The organism is Streptomyces cyaneofuscatus, assembly GCF_033109485.1.
Classification (GTDB): Bacteria; Actinomycetota; Actinomycetes; order Streptomycetales; family Streptomycetaceae; genus Streptomyces; species Streptomyces cyaneofuscatus.
Genome location: NZ_CP137002.1, coordinates 1,793,435 through 1,813,139 on the forward strand (window position 1 = coordinate 1,793,435; position 19,705 = coordinate 1,813,139).

Sequence of the window (19,705 nt, forward strand, 5' to 3'; positions counted from 1 at the left end):
ACCGGGGGCCGGGCCCCTCAGGTCTCCGGACCGGGGGCCGGGGCCCCTCAGGCGTGCAGCGGGTTGGCGATGGTGACGTAGACGGACTGGGTGTCGACCGGGCCGACCAGCTCGTCCAGGCCGTGCAGCCGGGTCAGCAGGTTGGCCTTGCAGCGCAGTTGGCGGTTCTGGAGAAGATACGCGGGCAGGGGCGAGCCCAGTTCCGCGTTCTCGGTGAGGAATTGGCGGAGGACGGTGAGGAGGGCCTGTTCGTCGGCGAGGCGCTGCGCGCCGAACGCGCCGATGAGGCCGAGGACGTTGTTGATGCCCAGGTAGTAGGCGAACCGCTCGTCGGTGACCGGGTCGGAGACGAAGGTGTCGCTGACGGTGGAGATGCCCGGGAGCCGCCGCTCCAGCTCGTCGCGGCGGGAGTCGCGGAAGTAGTAGCCCTGGTTGTCGCGGTAGCGTCCGCCGACCGGCCATCCGTCCGGGTCGAGCAGGACCAGGGTGTTCTGCTGGTGGGCCTCCAGGGCGACGCCGGCGTGGGCGTCGAGCCAGAGGACGGGGCGTACGACACGGTCCAGATAGCGCCGGAACCACTCGGCCGAGACGTCGGTGACCGGGCGCCCGGTCCGGGCGGCCAGGGCGGCGACGGCCTCCGCGAGCCGGGAGCGCATCAGGGGCTGCCCGGGCCGGGGCCGCTGTGCGGTGAGCCCGGCGATGCATACGGCGTCGTCGCCCGGGCCGAAGGGGTTCTGCCGGAGCATCACGTCGAGGCCGGTGACGGGGGTGCCCTCGGGGTCGTCGACGGCGAGCCAGGCGGGGTCGCGGACGATGTCGAAACCGGGGTGGACCCGCTGCCAGCTGTCGGCGAGGCCGGTGTTCAGGAGTCGGTGGACCTCGACGCCCCGGTGCAGCTCCTTGCGGAGGTTCTCGCGGCGGGAGTTGGTGATGCGTACGCCGAGGGAGAGCTTGAGCATCACCCGGGCGCCGGGGCGGTGGACGGTGCGGATGGACGAGGTGGGGTGCCAGTGCTCGCCGTACGGGCCGAGGTCGTGCAGCAGGCCGGTCTCCTGGAGGGCGGCGACCTGCGGGCGGCTCAGCAGGTCGGCGGCCTGCCAGGGGTGGAGCGGGAGGGCGACGGTGCCGGGCGGCAGGCGCAGCCCGTCGCGGTGCGGGGCGAGGAGTTCCTCGGCGGAGGCCGGGCCGCCGTCGCTCCAGGCGGAGTCGGTGGCGGTGAGGGTGCGGTCCACGGCGAACCAGTGGAGCGGGAAGGAGCCGTGGAGCTCGGGCGAGTAGCGCCGGGACTCCGCCTCGGAGAGCCCTTCGCGGCTCTTGGGGGTGGGGTGGAGCGGGTGGCCGAGGATGAGGGACTGCTCGGCGGTGAGGAAGAGGTCGGCACCGGCCGGGTCGGCGGGGCGGCGGCGGCGCTGTTCGACGAAGCCGGCGGTGTGGCGTACGGAGTCGGCGACCCGGGCGACCAGGTCGGCGGAGCCGTTGCGGTCGGCTTCCCGGCCGATGAGGACGGCGACGGTGACGGCGTCGGCGGCCGGGGCCTTCTCGGGGGCGCCTTCCAGGACCGGGGCGCCGAAGCGGTGGGCGCCGGTGGCGGACCAGTAGTGCACGGGGACGAGCAGGGCGGTGCCGGTGGCGGGGAAGGCGATGCGCAGGGTGTCGTCTTCGGGGCGGGGCAGGTCGTTCTCCCGGGTCCAGCACCGCAGGAGGCTCTCGGTGCCGGCGGCGTCGGCGGCCCGCAGCGGGTCCGGGTGGTCCAACGGGTCGTGCTCGCCGATGACTTCGTCGTACGAGGCGTCCAAGCCGCCTTCGTGTGCCGCTTTCTGACGGGGCACGGTCGTCGCCTCGACCGTGCCGGGGGCGGCCGGTCCGTCCTGCCCTCGGTGCTGGGGGGTTCCGGGGCCGTCGGCCTCGGAGGCGGGGGTGGGGTTCACGGCGGTCTTCCTTGTGGTGGTTCCGGGGATCAGGTGGTCGGCCCGGCCGCGGCCCTGCGGTGCGGGAGACGCTCTGCGGCTGCCAGCGCGTCGGCCAGACGGTCGACGACGGCGCTCGCCTGCTCGTCGGTGAGGGTGAGTGGGGGCAGGAGGCGGACCACGGCGCTGTGCCGGCCGCCCAGTTCGACGATGAGGCCGCGGTCCAGGCACTGCTGCTGGACGGCGCGGGCGAGGGCCGGGTCCGGCGGCGGGGCCGGGGCGTGGTCGTCGGCCTCGGCCGGCAGGGGCGCGGCCTCGGGGTCCACCAGCTCCAGGCCGATCATCAGTCCGCGCCCCCGTACGTCGCCGATCCCCGGATGGTCCGCCCGCAACTTCCGCAGGCTGTCGAGCATTCGGGCGCCCAAGGCCGCCGCCCGCTCCGCCAGCCTGTTCTCCCGGACGTACGCGAGGGTGGCCGCGCCCGCCGCCATGGCGAGCTGGTTGCCACGAAACGTACCCGCGTGGGCGCCCGGCTGCCAGAGGTCCAGCTCAGAGCGGTAGACGATGACCGCGAGCGGGAGGGAACCGCCGATCGCCTTGGAGAGGACCATGACGTCCGGGACGATGCCGCTGTGCTCGACCGCCCAGAAGGCGCCGGTCCTGCCGACGCCGGTCTGCACCTCGTCGGCGATCAGCGGGATACCCCGGGCCCGGGTGATCTCGCGCATCCTGCGCAGCCAGGCGTCCGGGGCGGGGTTGACGCCGCCCTCGCCCTGGACCGGCTCCACGATCATCCCCGCCGGGGCCGGGACGCCGCCCTTCTCGTCGTCCAGCAGGTGCTCCGTCCACCGCGCGCCGAGGGCGGCCCCGCGCTCGCCGCCGATCCCGAACGGGCAGCGGTAGTCCTGCGGGAAGGGCAGCCGGGTCACCCGCACGTCCCGGGCGCCGCCGGAGGCCTCCAGCGCCCCGGCCGTCATGCCGTGGTAGGCGCCGGTGAAGGTCAGCAGGCCGTCGCGGCCGGTCGCGGCGCGGACCAGCTTGAACGCGGCCTCGACGGCGTCCGTACCGGCGGGGCCGCAGAACTGGATGCGGGCGTTGTCGGCGAACTCGCGCGGCAGGGTGGCGAACAGCTCGGTGGTGAAGGCGTCCTTGACCGGGGTGGCGAGGTCGAGCACGTGCAGGGGGGCGCCGGAGTCGATGACCTTCCGGATGGCTTCGAGCACCACCGGGTGGTTGTGGCCGAGCGCCAGAGTCCCCGCGCCCGACAGACAGTCCAGATACCGGCGTCCGTCCGCACCCTCGATGGTGAGCCCGCGCGCCCTGACCGGGACGATCGGCAGGGACCTCGCATAGGTGCGGGCGGCCGACTCGCGCAGCGACTGGCGGCGGAGGATGCCCTCGTGCACGAGAGGCGCGGGAGGCGGTGCCACCGGAGCGGGTTCGGTCACGGACACGTCTCTTGATCCTCCTGCGGTAACAGTTGCGTTGCACGTCGGTACGTTTGCGCGCGGACGGAGTGCGGGGGTGAACGCTGTCCTGGTGTCCCCCGTACGTACCAACGACGCCGGCCGCAAGGGATCACGGGTACACCGGAACGTCCTTGCGGGAACGGAACCGTGGACCTGCCGCGAACCGTCCCCAACGGCACCGGCATAGTGGGGGCCGCGCCGAGCGCCGGAAAAGGTTGTTCCGCCGCCCCGGAGTGTCCGAAAGCTGCACGGAGTACCGAGTGACGAAGTCCCAGGGGGATCACCAGATGCGACCCATTCGCCCGACCGACACCGCACGCCGCGGCAGGCGCGTACGGCGCATGCCTTCCGGAGTGCTCGCCGCGACGGCGGCCGTCGCCGTCCTGGCGCTCACCGCCACCGCCTGCGGTCCGGAGGAGGACAACGCGGGCGGTACGACGCCCAGCGCCTCGGCCGACCGGGCCGACGGCAAGATCACGATTCCGGACGATCTCAAGGACCGGCTCAAGGAGCACGGGATCGACCCGGACAAGTGGCGGGACGGCGAGTGGAAGAACTGGGACAAGGACCAGTGGCTGCGCGAGGCCCAGGACTTCGTCAACCCGATCATCGAGGACCTCTGGGACCCGGACCGGATGCGGGAGGCCGACAAGCCCCCGGAGAACCCGGTCGACAACGACATCTCCGGTGACGACGGCGTGACGGACCCGACGCCCGCCCCCGTCCAGGCGGCCGATGTGGCGACGCCGTACCACGACAACGCGCCGGAGGCCGGGAAGCTCCTCTTCGACGGCCCCAAGGGCCCGATGGTCTGCTCCGCGACCGTGGTGAAGGACCCGGCGAACCCGGGCAAGTCCAACATGGTGTGGACCGCCGGGCACTGTGTGCACGCCGGCAAGGCGGGCGGCTGGTACCGCAACATCGCCTTCGTCCCGTCGTACAACAACGACAACCTCTCCGCGGCGGAGCTGGAGACCGCCCCCAAGGAGAAGGTCGCGCCCTACGGCCTGTGGTGGGGCAAGTGGGCCCAGACCTCCGAGCAGTGGATCGCCCAGGGTGCGGCGACCGGCGGGCAGGGCGCCCCGTACGACTTCGCGGTGCTGCATGTGACGCCGGAGAAGGGGTCGACGGGCAAGTCGCTGGAGGAGACGGTCGGTTCGGCGCTGGCGGTCGACTTCGACGCCCCCGCCGTACCGCAGATCGCGGACATGACGGCCACCGGCTACCCGGCCGCGCCGCCGTACGACGGTCAGAAGCTCCTCCAGTGCAAGGACAAGCCGGGCCGCCTCTCGGTCCGCCAGAACGAGCCGACGATGTACCGCATCGGCTGCACGATGACCGGTGGCTCCTCCGGTGGTGGCTGGGTCGCGACCGGCTCGGACGGGCAGCCCGCCCTGGTGTCGAACACCTCGATCGGCCCGGTCTCGGCGGGCTGGCTGGCCGGTCCCCGGCTCGGCAAGGAGGCCGAGGGCGTCTACCGCGCGGTCAGTGAGAAGTACGCGGGCCAGTAGGACGTCGTACGAGGTCCGGCAAGGCTCTTACCCGCCCGGGCGGCCGACTCATCCGTCGGCCGGCCGGGCGGTTCGCCGTCCGGGCTCCCCGGCGGCGTCGAGTTCCGCGGCCCCGGCCTCCCAGCGGCGGCGCCGCTCGGCGAGGGACTGCTCCCACCAGGGGGTGCCGCGTTCGCCGAGGGCCACCTTGGCCGTGTGCACCCGGCTCCGGGCCAGCTTCTCGGCCGACGGGTCCTGGTTCCGGTGCGAGGCGGCCACCCCTCGCCGGGCCGCCATGAGGTGACGGCGCAGACCGGCGGCGACGTCTTCGGGGATCTCCGGATCGGTGGCCCGCCAACGGCGGCCCTTCACCACGATGTACCGGCCGTCGGGGGTCCGCTCCGGCTGATCGGCTTCCATCCGGTCATGGTGCCCGACGGGCACGGCCACCGGCGTGAGGGCATACGGGCGCACGCCGTCAGAACGGCATGTGGCCACGGGCACGCCGACCGGCCGAGCCGCTGCGGCCGACCGCCTTGGAGCTGCTGCGGAACGGCTTGCTGAAGAGCCGTCCCAGCGGCCCCGGCGCCTTGCTGCCCGCGCGGGAGCCCAGGCCGAGCGTGCGCTGGGTGCCGCGCTCCGGATGACGCGAGAACCTGGGGACCAGGAAGGCCAGTACGGCCAGGACGACACAGACAGCGACTATTCCGACGATCATCATGATTTCCTCCTTGTGGGATGGGTGCTGCCGTCGTGTGCCCGGTGCCCGGCCCTCCAATCACCGCCACGTCCCGGACGGGCCGCGGCTCGGGCGGGACGGTGTTCTGCGTTCCGGCGGGTACACGGAGGAGAACCGAGCGCCGGACCCCCGTACGGCCACGAACCGAGAGGCACGGCGATGACCGATTCCACATTGAGGGCGGTGGGCTGGGCACAGTCCTTCCCCATCTCCGAGGGAGTGCGAGCGGGGCGCCACTGGGCGCGCGAGCACCTACAGAGCCTGGAGTGGGCCAAGAACGACCCCGACACCGTGGACTCGGTGCTCATCGCCGTCTCCGAGCTCATCACCAACGCGCACAAGCACGCGCACAGTGACGCCCAGCTCGTCCTGACGTGGGACAGCACGTGCCTGCACGTCAGCGTCCACGACTCCAGTCCGCAGCCGCCCACACCGCGCGACGCGGAGCCGGACGCGCTCGGCGGCCGCGGTATGGCCATCGTGGACGCGCTGGCCGACAGCTGGCAGCACCATCCCCAGCGGGAGGGCAAGACCGTGACCGCCTGCTTCGTGCCCCCGGGGTACGAGCAGTCCGCCGCGGCAGGGCATGAGAACCCCGGAAACGGCTGACGCCCGGCCGGGAGTCCCGGTCGGGCGTCTGCGTCACGGCCTGCGCCGTGCGGTGATCAGTGCGCGGCGGGGACGAACGTCCCCAGCTCCGCCGCCAGTTCCTCGTGGACCTGGGCCTTGAGCAGGGTGCCCTCGGCGGTGTGCTCCTCGGAGAGGACCTCACCCTCGGCGTGCACGCGGGAGACCAGCGCCCCCTGGATGTACGGCACGAGCACCTCGATCTCGACGGACGGGCGCGGCAGCTCGGCGTCGATGAGCGCGAGCAGCTCGTCGATCCCGGCGCCGGTCCGGGCCGAGACGGCGATCGCGTACTTCTCGTTGCGCAGCAGCCGCTGGAGGACCAGCGGGTCCGCCGCGTCCGCCTTGTTGATCACGACGATCTCGCGCACGTTCACCGCGCCGACGTCCCGGATGACCTCGCGCACCGCGGCCAGCTGCTCCTCGGGCACCGGGTGCGAGCCGTCCACCACGTGCAGGATGAGATCGGACTCGCCGACCTCCTCCATGGTGGAGCGGAACGCCTCGACGAGGTGGTGCGGCAGGTGCCGTACGAACCCGACGGTGTCGGCGAGGGTGTAGATCCGGCCGCTCGGTGTCTCGGCCCGGCGCACGGTCGGGTCCAGGGTGGCGAACAGGGCGTTCTCCACCAGGACACCGGCTCCGGTGAGGCGGTTGAGCAGCGAGGACTTTCCGGCGTTGGTGTATCCGGCGATGGCGACGGAGGGCACCTTGTTGCGCTTGCGCTCCTGGCGCTTGATCTCGCGGCCGGTCTTCATCTCCGCGATCTCCCGGCGCATCTTCGCCATCTTCTCGCGGATCCGCCGCCGGTCCGTCTCGATCTTGGTCTCACCGGGACCACGGGTGGCCATGCCGCCACCGCCGCCGGAACCGGCGCCGCCCATCTGCCGGGAGAGCGACTGGCCCCAGCCGCGCAGGCGCGGCAGCATGTACTGCATCTGCGCCAGCGAGACCTGCGCCTTGCCCTCACGGGACTTGGCGTGCTGGGCGAAGATGTCGAGGATGAGGGCGGTCCGGTCGACCACCTTCACCTTGACGACGTCTTCCAGGTGGATCAGCTGGCCCGGGCTGAGCTCACCGTCGCAGATGACGGTGTCCGCGCCGGATTCGAGGACGATGTCCCGCAGCTCCAGCGCCTTGCCGGAACCGATGTAGGTCGCCGGGTCGGGCTTGTCGCGCCGCTGGTACACCGCGTCCAGGACCTGTGCGCCCGCCGTCTCGGCGAGGGCGGCGAGCTCCGCGAGGGAGATCTCCGCGTCACGCACCGTCCCCGAGGTCCAGACACCGACCAGCACGACGCGCTCCAGGCGCAGCTGTCGGTACTCGACCTCGGTGACGTCCTCGAGCTCCGTGGAGAGACCGGCGACACGCCGCAGGGCGGCACGCTCGGAGCGGTCCAGCTGGTCGCCGTCGCGCGCTCCGTCGATCTCCTGGCTCCAGGCGACGTCCTCTTCCATCAGGGCGTCGGCCCGAAGGCTCTCGGTGAGGCTCTCGGGGATGTTCTCCGTGGCGCTCTGCGCGTCCTGCGCGTCCTGGGGAAGGGAAGAAGAGGAGGTCATTGGATCCTTACGTCGATAGAGGTCTTTACGTCAGTCACAACGTGTGACCTGTCCGGATGATTCCCGATCATTCCCGCCGGGAGTCCGGTGCGGTCCGCCGTGAAGACGTATCGATAGTGGCACGGCCCCACCGGGCCCGTCACCGGGGTTTTCCCCCCGCCCTCAGGGGGTGGCAGCGGTCTCGGCCGCACGCCAGTCGGGGTGGCCGGGCATCGCCGGGGTCTTCGTCCCGTACAGCCACTCCTCGAAGAAGGCGGTCAGGTCCCGTCCCGCGATGCCGGACGCCAGCCGGGTGAAGTCCGCGGTGGTCGCCGTACCGTCCCGGTGGATGCGGACCCAGGCCCGCTGCAGCCGGTCGAAGGCGGCCGCACCGATCTCCTGGCGCAGGGCGTAGAGGACCAGGGCGCTGCCGTCGTAGACGACCGGGCGGAAGAGGCTCAGCTTCTCGCCCTCGGCGGGGGTGTCCGGGCGCGCCGGGGGGCCGCCGTCCGCCCGCCAGCCGTCGGAGAGCTTGTACGCCTCGCGCATCCGCCGCTCCAGCGTCCCTCCGCCGTTCTCCTCCGCGTACATGGCCTCGTACCAGCTGGCGTGGCCCTCGTTGAGCCAGAGGTCGGACCAGGAGGCGGGCGAGACGCTGTTGCCGAACCACTGGTGGGCCAGCTCGTGGACCATCACGGAGTCGACGTACCACTCGGGGTAGGCGGGCTCGGTGAAGAGGGACCGGCCGAAGAGGGAGATGGTCTGAGTCTCCAGCGCGAAGCCGATGCGGCTGTCGGCGACGAGGACTCCGTACGTCTCGAAGGGGTAGCGGCCGACGCGCCGCTCCATCCATTCCAGCTGGGCGGGGGTCTTCTTCAGCCAGGGTTCCAGCTTCTCGCGGTCGGCGGCGGGGACGACGTCGCGCAGCGGCAGGCCGTGCGGTCCGGTGTGGTGGTGGACGTGGGAGCGGCCGATGGAGACCTGGGCGAGCTCGGTGGCCATGGGGTGCTGGGTGCGGTAGGTCCAGGTGGTGGTGGCGCCGTTACGGGTGTGGCCTGCGGGCAGCCCGGCCGCGACGGCTGTGAGGTCCTTGGGCGCGGTGATGCGGAAGGTGAAGTGCGCCTTGTCCGAGGGGTGGTCGTTGCTGGGGAAGACGCGGTGGGCGGCGTCGGCCTGGTTGGCCATGGCGAGGCCGTCGGCGGTACGGATCCAGCCGCCGTTGCCCGAGGTCCCGGACGGGTCGCTGGTGTGCCGGACGGTGATGTTCAGGGGGGTGCCTGCGGGGAGGCGGCGGGGGGCCCGGATCACCAGGTCCTCGTTCTTGCTGCCGAAGTCGGCGGCCTGCCCGTCGACCTCGACGCCCTGCACGGTGCCCCGGGCGAAGTCGAGGTTGATCCGCTCCAGCGGTGCGGTGGTACGGGCCCTGATCTTGGTGACGGCGTCCAGGGGCTTGGTGTTGCTGCCCTGGTACGTGAAGGCGATGTCGTACGAGAGGACGTCGTAGCCGGGGTTGCCCAGCTCGGGGAAGAGCCGGTCACCGATGCCGAGCGGCTCGGGGTCGGGCAGGGCGGCGGCGACGAGGGTGAGCGACGCGGTGGCCAGGAGGGCGGCCCGCAGGCGGCGGGAGAGGTGCGGCATGGACTACGGCTATCAGCGCCGGGCGCTCTCCGGGTGGTGCCGCGCGCCGCACCACCCGAACGGGGCGCTCTCCCCGGGGCGGCCCTCAGCCGGTGGCGGCCGGGTGCTGGGCGCGGCTGACGTCGTAGACCCCGGCGACATCGCGCATGGCCCGCATCAGGGCGGGCAGTCCGGCGGCGTCGGGGAGCTGGAGGGTGTAGGTGTGCCGGACGCGCTGTTCGCTGGGGGGCTCCACGGTGGCGGAGACGATGGCCGCGTCGGCCGTGGCGATCGCCTCGGTGAGGTCGGCGAGGAGCCGGGGGCGCCCGAAGGACTCGGCGACGAGCGTGACGCGGCAGGCGGCGGTGTCGCGTCCGCCGTCCTCGTCGCGCCAGCGGGCCGCGACGGGGGCGCGGCCGATCTCCCGCATCCGGGCGACGGCGGGACACTCCTGGCGGTGCACGGTGACGGCGCCGCCCCGGACCACGATGCCGACCACCTCGTCCGGGGGCACCGGCGTACAGCAGCCGGCCAGGCGGGTGGGGCTGTCCGGGCCGTCGACGACGACATTGGCGGCGCGTCCGCCGGACCGGGTGCGGGCGGGTGCGGTGGGCTGCGGGCCGTCGGCCGCCGGTTCAGCGGGGCCCTCGGCCTCGGGGCCCGGGGCGTCGGGGTGGGCGGAGAGCCAGCCGGTGATCGCGATGCGGGCGGCGGGGGTGCGGGCGTGGTCCAGCCACTCGGGTGACGGGCCGGAGGCGGTGTCCTGGGCGAGCAGCAGCTGCACGGTGTCGCCGTCGCTGAGGACGGTGGAGAGGGTGGCGAGGCGGCCGTTGACCCGGGCTCCGATGCAGGTGTGCGCCCGCTCCCCGTGCTGGGCGTACGCGGCGTCGACGCAGCTGGCCCCGGCGGGCAGGCCGAGGGTCCTGCCGTCGGTGCCGAACACGGTGATCTCGCGGTCCTGGGCGAGGTCGGCGCGCAGGGTGGTCCAGAAGGTGTCGGGGTCGGTGGCGGACTCCTGCCAGTCCAGCAGCCGGGAGAGCCAGCCGGGCCGGGTCGGGTCGGCGCGCTCGTCGGACGGTTCGGCCTGCTGGGCTGCGGTGGGGTCGGGGGCGTACGGGTTGCCCAGGGCGACGACGCCCGCCTCGGCGACCTTGTGCATCCGGTGCGTACGGATGAGGACTTCGGCGACGGCGCCCTCGGGGCCGACGACGGCGGTGTGCAGCGACTGGTACAGGTTGAACTTGGGGGCGGCGATGAAGTCCTTGAACTCGGAGATCACCGGGGTGAAGCAGGTGTGCAGCTCACCGAGGACCGCGTAGCAGTCGGCGTCCTCGCCGACCAGGACGAGCAGCCGGCCGAAGTCGGTGGGGCGCAGCTCGCCGCGTTTCCTGCGGACCCGGTGCACGGAGACGAAGTGGCGCGGCCTGATGAGGACTTCGGCGCTGATGCCCGCTTCCCGGAGCGTCGCCCGGACACAGTCGGCGATGGGGGCCAGGGGGTCGCTCCCGCCGGTCACCCCGGCGATGAGGGCGCGGGTGTCCTCGTACTCCTCGGGGTTCAGGATCGCGAAGACCAGGTCCTCCAGCTCGGTCTTGAGCGCCTGGACGCCGAGCCGTTCGGCCAGCGGGATGAGGACGTCGCGGGTGACCTTGGCGATCCGGGCCTGCTTCTCGGGGCGCATCACGGTGAGGGTGCGCATGTTGTGCAGCCGGTCCGCGAGCTTGATCGACATGACCCGGACGTCGTTGCCGGTGGCGACGAGCATCTTGCGGAAGGTCTCGGGCTCGGCGGCGGCGCCGTAGTCGACCTTTTCGAGTTTGGTGACGCCGTCGACGAGATAGCAGACCTCTTCGCCGAACTGCTCCCGGACCTGATCGAGGGTCACCTCGGTGTCCTCCACGGTGTCGTGGAGGAGGGAGGCGGTCAGCGTGGTGGTCTCGGCGCCGAGCTCGGCGAGGATCAGGGTGACGGCGAGCGGGTGCGTGATGTACGGCTCGCCGCTCTTGCGCATCTGGCCCCGGTGCGAGGACTCCGCGAGGACGTAGGCGCGGTGGAGGATGGTCAGGTCGGCGTCGGGATGGTGGGCGCGGTGCGCCTCGGCGACATGGCCGATGGCGTCGGGCAGCCGGTCGCGGGGGACGGGGCCGAGCAGCGCCACCCGGCCCAGCCTGCGCAGATCGATCCGGGGCCGGCTCCGCCTGCGCGGCACAGCGGCGGGATCGGCGGCCTCTGCACTCATGGGGCACCTCCGGCGGCGTCGACCGGCGGTGGGGAGAGGCGGTCGCTTCTCCGGGCCGGTGCTTGATGCTATCGACCCCACCACGTGGCGCAGTCCGCCTCTCGCCCAGCGTGAAACGGATCACCCATTCGAGCGAAGCCCGGACCGATCACCGTTTCGAGGAGGGGACCCTGGAGCGTGCTTGCCGGTCAGCCGGCGACCGTTTCCAGCCAGGCCGGGTCGATGGTGCCCTCGGCGACGATCACGGCGGCGCCGGTCATGTCGACCGAACCGTCCGGGTGCTCGGTGATGGTCAGGGTGCCGCCGGGGAGGTCCACCCGGTACGTCGCGGGGAGCCCGGTCACCGCCGGGTCCCTGCCGTCCCGGCGGGCGGTGGCGACGGCCACCGCGCAGGCGCCGGTGCCGCAGGAGCGGGTCTCGCCGGAGCCGCGCTCGTGGACGCGCATGGCGACGTGGCGGGGGCCCCGGTCGACGACGAACTCGACGTTGACGCCGTCGGGGTAGACCGCGGCGGGCGTGACCGGAGGGGCGGAGAGCAGGTCGCCGGCGTGGGCGAGGTCGTCGACGAAGGCGACGGCGTGCGGGTTGCCCATGTTGACGTTGCGGGAGGGCCAGCTGCGCTCCCCGACGGCGACCGTGGCGCTCGCCTCGGGCAGCAGGGCGCGCCCCATGGAGACGGTGATGTCGCCGTCCTTGGCGAGGTGGACCTGCTTGACGCCGCCCCGGGTGGCGACGGCGAGGCCGCCCCGCTCGACGAGGCCTTCGCGCTGGAGGTAGTGGGCGAAGACGCGCACCCCGTTGCCGCACATCTCGGCGATCGAGCCGTCCGCGTTGCGGTAGTCCATGAACCACTCGGCCTCGGCGGCCATGTCCTGGGCCTCGGGGTGGGCCGCGGAGCGGACGACGTGCAGCAGGCCGTCCCCGCCGATACCGGCCCGGCGGTCGCAGATCCGGGCGACGACGGACGCGGGCAGCGCGAGGGCGTTGTCCGGGTCGGGGACGATCACGAAGTCGTTCTCGGTGCCGTGACCCTTGAGGAAGGTGATCTGCGAAGTGCTCACAGGGCAACTGTACGAGCCACCACCGACACTCCGCGAAGCCGGACCCGCCGGACGTCCCCCGGGCGGCGTCCCCCGGGTGGCGTCAGCGCAGGCGGGCCACGCGCCACACGGCGAGCGCGACCAGTCCGGTGCCCATGACGACGTACAGGGCGATCACACGCCAGTCGGGGCGGTCGCCCGAGCCCCTGGCCGGCAGGCCGGGCCAGGTGTGGCCGACGCGGCGGGCCGCCATCATGGCCCAGCCGGCCGCGCAGCAGCTGATCAGGAGCCCCAGCATGGCGACCACGGCACCGCCGTCACCGAACTCGAAGGCGAGCGGGAAGGCGAACATCAGGGAGCCGACGGCGGCCAGCATGACGATGGGCGCGAGCTGCCAGATCCGCAGTTTGCGGGTGGGTCGCAGCTCGACCTCGACCTCGGGGGCCACGTCCTGCTCGTCGGGCCCGTCGGGACTCAGCCGCCCCGGGATCTCCCGCGGTGGCGGTACGTCGTGCTGCTCCGTGTCGCGAGGGCCGGCCTCCATCGCCACGCGCCCTCCCTACTCGGACTCCGCTGGTGGATCGATGCTCGATGATGGCACGGGCGCGGGTGCCGAATTGACGGCCGGAGCGTCCCGATGCCATCACGTGATCAGGCTGTGACCGCTCGTTCGACCAACGTCAGCGTCCGGTGCGGGAGTTCTTCCCGGTCACGGTGTCCGCCGGCGAGCCAGTGGACGCGCGGGTCGCGGCGGAACCAGGAGTCCTGCCGGCGCGCGAAGCGCTTGGTGGCGCGTACGGTCTCGGCTCGCGCCTCCTCCTCGGTGCACTCCCCCGCGAGCGCCGCGAGGACCTGCTGATAGCCGAGCGCCCGTGAGGCGGTGAGTCCTTCGCGGAGTCCGGACGCCTCCAGGGCGCGCACCTCGTCCACGAGGCCGGCCTCCCACATCCGGTCGACACGCCGGGCGATGCGCTCGTCCAGTTCGGGGCGCTCGACGTCGACGCCGATCTGCACGGCGTCGTAGACCGGCTCGTCGCCGGGGAGGTTGGCGGTGAAGGGCTTGCCGGTGATCTCGATGACTTCGAGGGCGCGGACGATACGGCGGCCGTTGCTCGGGAGGATGGACCGGGCGGCGCCGGGGTCCGCGGCGGCGAGCCGCTGGTGCAGGAGGCCGGAGCCGCGCTCGGCCAGCTCCGCTTCGAGCCGGGCACGCACCTCGGGGTCCGTACCGGGGAACTCCAGGGCGTCGATGGCGCCCTTCACGTACAGCCCGGAGCCGCCCACGAGGATCGGCGTACGGCCTTCGGCGAGCAGCCGGTCGATCTCCAGCCGGGCCAGCCGCTGGTACTCGGCGACGCTGGCGGCCTCGGTGACGTCCCAGATGTCCAGCAGGTGGTGCGGGACGCCCGCGCGCTCGGCGGGCGTCATCTTCGCCGTACCGATGTCCATGCCCCGGTAGAGCTGCATGGAGTCGGCGTTGACCACCTCGCCGCCGAGCTCCTGGGCGAGGAAGACCCCCAGATCGGATTTTCCGGCCGCGGTGGGGCCGACGACGGTGATGACACGGGGGGCTGAAGCGGGACGGTTCACCGGGACAGTCTCCCAAATATCCGGGGCCTTCCCGCACACCGCCGAAAGCGTGGAAGGGCATCAGGGAAACGCTAAAGGGCGAGTAAAGTCGGCAGGAAGGGACAGGTGACGGACAATGGGGGCGGGAGAACGCTCCCGCAGACCGTCCTCACTGCACGGAAGGTGACCCAATGGGGTTCCTGGACAACCTGAAGGCCAAGCTGGGACCGGCCAAGGAAAAGGTCGGCGACCTCGCGCAGCAGCACGGGGGCAAGATCGAGCAGGGCCTCGACAAGGCGGCGCGCACGGTCGACCAGAAGACCAAGGGCAAGTACAGCGACAAGATCGACACGGGTACGCGCAAGGCCAAGGAGGCCGTGGACAAGCTGGGCCAGAAGGACGGGGGCACCCCGGGGACACCCGGCACCACCCCGCCCCCTCCGCCGCCCGCCTCCTGACCTGACAGCGGCAGTCCCCGACGGCGGCACCGGTTCTCTCCGGTGCCGCCGTCGGGCTGTGCGGGTCAGGACCAGGCGGCGACGGTGTAGCCCACCCCGTAGGGCGCGTCCTCGTACAGCAGCCGGCCGCCGAGGCCCGCGCCCCGTGCGGCGCCGCTGAGCAGCTGCCAGGGGGCCCGGCCGGCCGCCTGGAGCTCGTACGCGAGTGTCTCGTCCAGCGCGTCCAGTGCGGCGAGGTCCGCGGAGGCCAGCGCCTCGGTCGCCCGGGCGTCGAAGGCCTCGGCCCGCTCGTCGAGATAGCCGGGCGCCTTGAGGGTGCGGCAGGCGCTCCCGTCGCCCATCACGAGGAGCGCGACGCGGCCGGCGCGGGCGGCCAGCTCCTGTCCGGCCCGGGCGCACTCGGCGGCGGGGTTGCGCCCGTCCACCGCGAGCCCCTCGACCGGTGCGCCGGCCCACCGGGCCCGGTCCAGCAGCCACGCGCCGACGGCGAGGGAGTCCGCGAGCGCCGGTCCCTGCGCGGCCGGGTCCGGCGCGCCCAGGGTGACGTCGAGGGCGACGCCGAAGCCCCGGAAGGAGCCGTGCCCGCCCGCCGGGTAGGCGGCGGCGGTCCGGGCGTCCGCCGGACCCACCACCACGAGCAGGTCGGGCCGGGAGGCAGCGAGCACCCCCACGGCATCCAGGCACGCGGCGCGCGCGGGGTCGAGTTCGGGTGCGGCCCCGGCGGCGACCTCGGGCACCAGGAGCGGCGGGCAGGGGCACACGGCGGCGGCGACAAGCATGCCGGTCAGCGTACTTGCCGGGCGCGGAACCCCTCGTACGGACCGGTCGGCCGGAACCGACACCGGAACCGGCACCGGAGCCGTCGGCCGGAACCGGGGCCGAAGCCGTCGGACCGAGCCGTCAGCCAGAGCCAGAGCCGGAGCCGTCAGCCGGAGCCGATGCCGTCGGCCGGAGCCGTCAGCCGATGCCGCAGGCCGGGACCGCGGCGGCCGGGAGCGGGTCCGGGGCGCCGATGGACGGGAGGCCGAGCATCACGCCGGCCGGCTTGGCGGCCGGCGCCGTGGTGCGCTTCTCCCAGGCGTCGCCCGCGCGGGTGCCCCGTACCGCGAGCGGGATGCCCTCGGCGAGCAGGTGGTGCGGGGCGGCGTAGGTGATCTCCACGGTCACCACGTCGCCGGGGCGCACGTCCTGGGCGGGCTTGGTGAAGTGGACCAGGCGGTTGTCGGGGGCTCGGCCAGAGAGACGGTGGGTGGCGCCGTCCTTGCGGCCCTCGCCCTCGGCCACCATGACCTCCAGGGTGCGGCCGACCTGTTTCTTGTTCTCGTCCCAGGAGATCTGCTCCTGGAGGGCGGACAGGCGCATGTACCGCTCCTGCACGACCTCCTTGGGGATCTGGCCGTCCATGTCGGCGGCCGGGGTCCCGGGGCGCTTCGAATACTGGAAGGTGAACGCGTTGGCGAAACGGGCCTCGCGGACCGCGTGCATGGTCTGCTCGAAGTCCTCCTCGGTCTCGCCGGGGAAGCCCACGATGATGTCGGTGGAGATGGCGGCGTCCGGCATCGCGGCGCGCACCTTCTCGATGATGCCGAGGAAGCGCTCCTGACGGTAGGAGCGGCGCATCGCCTTCAGGATGCTGTCCGAGCCGGACTGCATCGGCATGTGGAGCTGCGGCATCACGTTCGGCGTCTCGGCCATGGCGGCGATGACGTCGTCGGTGAAGTCGCGGGGGTGCGGGGAGGTGAAGCGGACGCGCTCCAGGCCCTCGATCTTCCCGCAGGCGCGCAGCAGCTTGGAGAAGGCCTCGCGGTCGCCGATGTCGGAGCCGTACGCGTTGACGTTCTGGCCGAGCAGGGTGATCTCGGACACGCCCTCGGCGACCAGGGCCTCGATCTCGGCCAGGATGTCGCCGGTGCGGCGGTCCTTCTCCTTGCCGCGCAGCGCCGGGACGATGCAGAAGGTGCAGGTGTTGTTGCAGCCGACGGAGATGGAGACCCACGCGGCGTAGGCGGACTCGCGGCGGGTGGGGAGCGTGGAGGGGAAGGCCTCCAGGGATTCGGCGATCTCGATCTGCGCCTCCTCCTGGATCCGGGCGCGCTCCAGCAGCACGGGCAGCTTGCCGATGTTGTGCGTACCGAAGACGACGTCCACCCAGGGGGCCCGCTTGACGATGGTGTCGCGGTCCTTCTGGGCGAGGCAGCCGCCGACGGCGATCTGCATGCCGGGGCGCTTGGTCTTCATCGGGGCGAGCCGGCCGAGGTTGCCGTAGAGCTTGTTGTCGGCGTTCTCGCGCACCGCGCAGGTGTTGAAGACGACGACGTCGGCGTCGCCGTCGGCGCCCTCGGGGGCCCGTACGTAACCGGCGTCCTCCAGGAGACCCGACAGCCGTTCGGAGTCGTGGACGTTCATCTGGCACCCGTAGGTGCGCACCTCGTAGCTCTTCTGGACGTCCACTGCTTCTTCGCTCCGGTTGCCGCTGCTCATGTGACCAGGGTAGGCGGTAGCCGGGCGCGCCCCGGTCCCTGCCCGGCCGGGCCTGGTCAGGGGGGCGGTGAGCTGGCAGGATCGCGCGCATGTTCCACGCTCTGTCCCGATTCGGCCGACGACGCACCCTTCAGACGGGCGCCGTGCTCGCGGTCGTGCTCGGGCTGCTCGCGTGGTGGCTCCTCCCCCTGGGCGAGCGGACGCCGAGCGGGACGCTGACCTTCTCCACGGGGGTGCCGAGCGGTGTCTACCAGCGGTACGGGGAACGGCTGGAAGGCGCCCTTGCCAAGGACATGCCCGAGGTGTCGATAAAGCTCCTCACCAGCGAGGGGTCCCAGCAGAACCTCGCGCGGGTGGCGACGGGCAAGGCCGACTTCACCATCGCCACCGCCGACGCCGTGGCCACCTACGTACGCGACGGCAGGCCCGGCGCCCACCTGCTCCGGGGCTGTGTGCGGCTCTACGACGACTACGTCCAGCTGGTCGTCCCGCGCGACTCCGACATCGCGAGCGTGGCCGATCTGCGGGGCAAGCGGGTCGGCGTCGGCCAGGAGGGCTCCGGTGTCCGGCTGGTCGCGAACCGGCTGCTGAACGCGGCGGACATCCATCCGACGCAGGACCTGACCGCAGTGTCGGCGGGGATCAACACCATGCCGAACCGGCTGGTCACCGGGGACCTCGACGCCTTCTTCTGGTCCGGCGGGCTGCCGACCGGGGCGGTGCAGGAGCTCTCGGAGCGGTTCGCGATCAAGCTGGTCCCGCTGAACCAGAACCTGATCAAGAAGTTGCAGTCGAAGGGCGGCTCCGCCCGCTACTACCGGTCGGCCACGATGCCCGCCGACGCGTACCGCTTCGCCCAGCGCGGTGTCTCGGTCCCCACGGTCGCCGTCGCCAATCTGCTCATCACCACGGACCGTACGGATCCGGCCATGACCGAGGCGTTCACCCGTACCGTGATCAACAGCCGGGACCGGATCGGCCGCGAGGTGCACGCCGCGCAGCTGGTGGACCTGCGGACGGCGATCTACACGGACCCGCTGGAAGTGCACGAGGGCGCCAAGCGCTACTACCGCTCGGTCAAGCCCTGAGCCGGGCCCTCCGGCAGGTGCTGGAGGACTTCAGGGCGCGTGCGGCAGTTCGCGCGGCACCGAGACGGTGACCCGCAGGCCGTGCGGCTCGTGGCGCTCGTACGTGATGGAGCTCCCGCCCGCCGCGAGCAGCACGCGCGAGATGGACAGGCCGAGTCCCGACCCGCTCACGTTCTGGTGGCGGGCGCTGCGCCAGAAGCGGTCACCGACGCGCTCCAGCTCCTGATCGGTGAGCCCGGGTCCCCGGTCGGCGACCACGACGGTCGTCGCGGTGGCTCCCGGGGTGACCGTGACCCGTACGTCCTCACCGGCCGGGGTGAACTTCAAAGCGTTGTCGATGACGGCGTCCAGCGCGCTGGAGAGGGCCACCGGGTCGGCCCAGGCGGTGGCGGCCGGGGCCCCGTCCTGGATGAGGCGCACGCCCTTCCCGTCCGCCATCGGGCGCCAGGAGGCGACGCGCTCGGCGGTGAGCGGGACGATGTCGGTCAGCTGGAGGTCGGCCTCGGCGTGTTCGGCCAGGGCCAGGTCGAGCAGGTCGTCCAGGACCCGGGCCAGCCGCTTGCCCTCGGTGCGTACGGCGGCGATCTCCTCGTTGCCCTCGGGCAGTTCCAGGGCGAGGAGCTCGATGCGCAGCAGGAGCGCGGCGAGCGGGTTGCGCAGCTGGTGCGAGGCGTCGGCGACGAAGGCGCGCTGCTGTTCCAGGACGTCCTCGACGTTGTCGGCCATCTCGTTGAAGGACCGGGCCAGCCGCCGCAGCTCCGGGGGGCCTCCGGCGGCGGCGACCCGTGAGCGCATCCGGCCGACGGCGATGTCGTGGGTGGCCGCGTCCAGGACCCGTACCGGCAGCAGGACCCAGCCGGTGAGCCGGACGGCGGCGCCGACCGCGACCAGCATGGCCAGGGCCTCGCCGACCGCGATCAGCAGCCAGGTCCGCAGGATCCGGGAGCGCATCTCGTCGGTGGGCGAGTCGATGACGACCACGGCCACCACGTCCCCGTCGCGCACGACGGGCGAGGCGACGACGACGCGGCCGTCCTGCCAGGGCCAGACCTGCGGGGGGTCGTGCGAACGGCGGCCGAGCAGCGCCTCGCTGAAGGCCGTGCGCCCCTCTCCCTCGGCGGGCAGCATCCAGGTGCCCGGGGCCTTCGCCAGGGCCAGGTCGTTGCGGTAGAAGACGCCGGCCCGGATCCCGTACACGGAGGCGTAGACCTCCAGGTCGGTGGCGAGCGTCAGGCGGCGCTCGTCGTGGGCCGGGACGGTGTCCGTGATGGGCTGGGCGAGGGCCGCGAAGCGGGCGGTGTCGTCGATCCGGTCGATGACCAGGCGCTGCTGCTCGGCGGCGGCCACGCTCACCGCGAGCGGAAAGCCGAGGGTGAGCAGGACGGCCGCCATGAGGGTGATGAGCAGCGGAAGGAGACGGGTGCGCACCGGGGACGTACCGGC

17 protein-coding genes are annotated in these 19,705 nt (G+C 72.7%); 4 read left to right on the forward strand and 13 right to left on the reverse strand.

What is annotated here, in order from left to right; all coding sequences use genetic code 11:
* Window positions 1–47: 47 nt before the first annotated feature.
* Both R2B67_RS07370 and R2B67_RS07375 read right to left on the reverse strand, forming a co-directional pair.
* Window positions 48–1,928 (reverse strand): IucA/IucC family protein, encoded by a 1,881-nt coding sequence (locus R2B67_RS07370; RefSeq protein WP_317817006.1) that lies wholly within the window; start codon window positions 1,926–1,928, stop codon window positions 48–50.
* Window positions 1,929–1,957: 29 nt separating this feature from the next.
* Window positions 1,958–3,361 carry a diaminobutyrate--2-oxoglutarate transaminase family protein gene (locus R2B67_RS07375; protein ID WP_317817007.1) on the reverse strand — a complete coding sequence of 468 codons (1,404 nt, stop codon included), beginning with the start codon at window positions 3,359–3,361 and terminating at the stop codon, window positions 1,958–1,960.
* A 356-nt stretch (window positions 3,362–3,717) separates the two neighbouring features.
* Between R2B67_RS07375 and R2B67_RS07380 the strand changes: the two genes are divergently transcribed.
* Entirely contained in the window at window positions 3,718–4,887 is a 1,170-nt protein-coding gene (locus R2B67_RS07380) for a trypsin-like serine peptidase (RefSeq protein ID WP_317817008.1), read from the forward strand.
* Between the two features lie 48 nt (window positions 4,888–4,935).
* Here R2B67_RS07380 and R2B67_RS07385 read toward each other — a convergent pair whose 3' ends face one another.
* Together R2B67_RS07385 and R2B67_RS07390 are read right to left on the reverse strand one after the other, a co-directional pair.
* Window positions 4,936–5,286, reverse strand: coding sequence for a hypothetical protein (locus R2B67_RS07385; protein ID WP_317817009.1), 351 nt, complete (start codon window positions 5,284–5,286; stop codon window positions 4,936–4,938).
* Between the two features lie 58 nt (window positions 5,287–5,344).
* The gene (locus R2B67_RS07390; protein WP_018516317.1) at window positions 5,345–5,587 is read right to left on the reverse strand and encodes a DUF6411 family protein; all 243 of its coding nucleotides are present in this window, start codon (window positions 5,585–5,587) and stop codon (window positions 5,345–5,347) included.
* Window positions 5,588–5,764: 177 nt separating this feature from the next.
* Between R2B67_RS07390 and R2B67_RS07395 the strand changes: the two genes are divergently transcribed.
* Window positions 5,765–6,214 (forward strand): ATP-binding protein, encoded by a 450-nt coding sequence (locus R2B67_RS07395; RefSeq protein WP_317817012.1) that lies wholly within the window; start codon window positions 5,765–5,767, stop codon window positions 6,212–6,214.
* A gap of 56 nt (window positions 6,215–6,270) precedes the next feature.
* On the opposite strand, the gene hflX is transcribed toward R2B67_RS07395, so the two are convergent.
* The 6 genes from hflX to miaA all read right to left on the reverse strand — a co-directional run bounded on the left by hflX (window position 6,271) and on the right by miaA (window position 14,256).
* Window positions 6,271–7,791 carry a GTPase HflX gene (gene hflX, locus R2B67_RS07400; RefSeq protein WP_317817013.1) on the reverse strand — a complete coding sequence of 507 codons (1,521 nt, stop codon included), beginning with the start codon at window positions 7,789–7,791 and terminating at the stop codon, window positions 6,271–6,273.
* 162 nt (window positions 7,792–7,953) lie between these two features.
* Window positions 7,954–9,408: a M1 family metallopeptidase gene (locus R2B67_RS07405; RefSeq protein WP_317817014.1), complete on the reverse strand. Its 1,455-nt coding sequence runs from the start codon at window positions 9,406–9,408 to the stop codon at window positions 7,954–7,956.
* 85 nt (window positions 9,409–9,493) lie between these two features.
* Window positions 9,494–11,626, reverse strand: a complete 2,133-nt coding sequence (locus R2B67_RS07410; RefSeq protein WP_317817016.1) for a RelA/SpoT family protein — start codon at window positions 11,624–11,626, stop codon at window positions 9,494–9,496.
* 188 nt (window positions 11,627–11,814) lie between these two features.
* Window positions 11,815–12,687 carry a diaminopimelate epimerase gene (dapF, locus tag R2B67_RS07415; RefSeq protein ID WP_317817018.1) on the reverse strand — a complete coding sequence of 291 codons (873 nt, stop codon included), beginning with the start codon at window positions 12,685–12,687 and terminating at the stop codon, window positions 11,815–11,817.
* An 82-nt stretch (window positions 12,688–12,769) separates the two neighbouring features.
* Window positions 12,770–13,210, reverse strand: coding sequence for a hypothetical protein (locus tag R2B67_RS07420; protein ID WP_109979856.1), 441 nt, complete (start codon window positions 13,208–13,210; stop codon window positions 12,770–12,772).
* 107 nt (window positions 13,211–13,317) lie between these two features.
* A complete protein-coding gene (gene miaA / locus R2B67_RS07425) occupies window positions 13,318–14,256 on the reverse strand; it encodes a tRNA (adenosine(37)-N6)-dimethylallyltransferase MiaA (protein WP_109979855.1) in 939 nt (312 codons plus the stop codon).
* 170 nt (window positions 14,257–14,426) lie between these two features.
* Here miaA and R2B67_RS07430 point away from each other — a divergent pair, with 170 nt between their 5' ends.
* Window positions 14,427–14,693 carry an antitoxin gene (locus tag R2B67_RS07430; protein ID WP_018516325.1) on the forward strand — a complete coding sequence of 89 codons (267 nt, stop codon included), beginning with the start codon at window positions 14,427–14,429 and terminating at the stop codon, window positions 14,691–14,693.
* A gap of 65 nt (window positions 14,694–14,758) precedes the next feature.
* Here R2B67_RS07430 and R2B67_RS07435 read toward each other — a convergent pair whose 3' ends face one another.
* Both R2B67_RS07435 and miaB read right to left on the reverse strand, forming a co-directional pair.
* On the reverse strand, window positions 14,759–15,472 hold the full coding sequence (locus tag R2B67_RS07435; protein ID WP_317817023.1) for a class III extradiol dioxygenase subunit B-like domain-containing protein: 714 nt from the start codon (window positions 15,470–15,472) through the stop codon (window positions 14,759–14,761).
* A 178-nt stretch (window positions 15,473–15,650) separates the two neighbouring features.
* Window positions 15,651–17,174, reverse strand: coding sequence for a tRNA (N6-isopentenyl adenosine(37)-C2)-methylthiotransferase MiaB (gene miaB, locus R2B67_RS07440; RefSeq protein WP_317817025.1), 1,524 nt, complete (start codon window positions 17,172–17,174; stop codon window positions 15,651–15,653).
* Between the two features lie 89 nt (window positions 17,175–17,263).
* On the opposite strand from miaB, the gene R2B67_RS07445 reads away from it, so the two are divergent.
* Window positions 17,264–18,262, forward strand: coding sequence for a TAXI family TRAP transporter solute-binding subunit (locus tag R2B67_RS07445; protein WP_317817026.1), 999 nt, complete (start codon window positions 17,264–17,266; stop codon window positions 18,260–18,262).
* A gap of 30 nt (window positions 18,263–18,292) precedes the next feature.
* Here R2B67_RS07445 and R2B67_RS07450 read toward each other — a convergent pair whose 3' ends face one another.
* Entirely contained in the window at window positions 18,293–19,690 is a 1,398-nt protein-coding gene (locus R2B67_RS07450) for a sensor histidine kinase (RefSeq protein ID WP_237328256.1), read from the reverse strand.
* Between the last annotated feature and the right edge of the window lie 15 nt (window positions 19,691–19,705).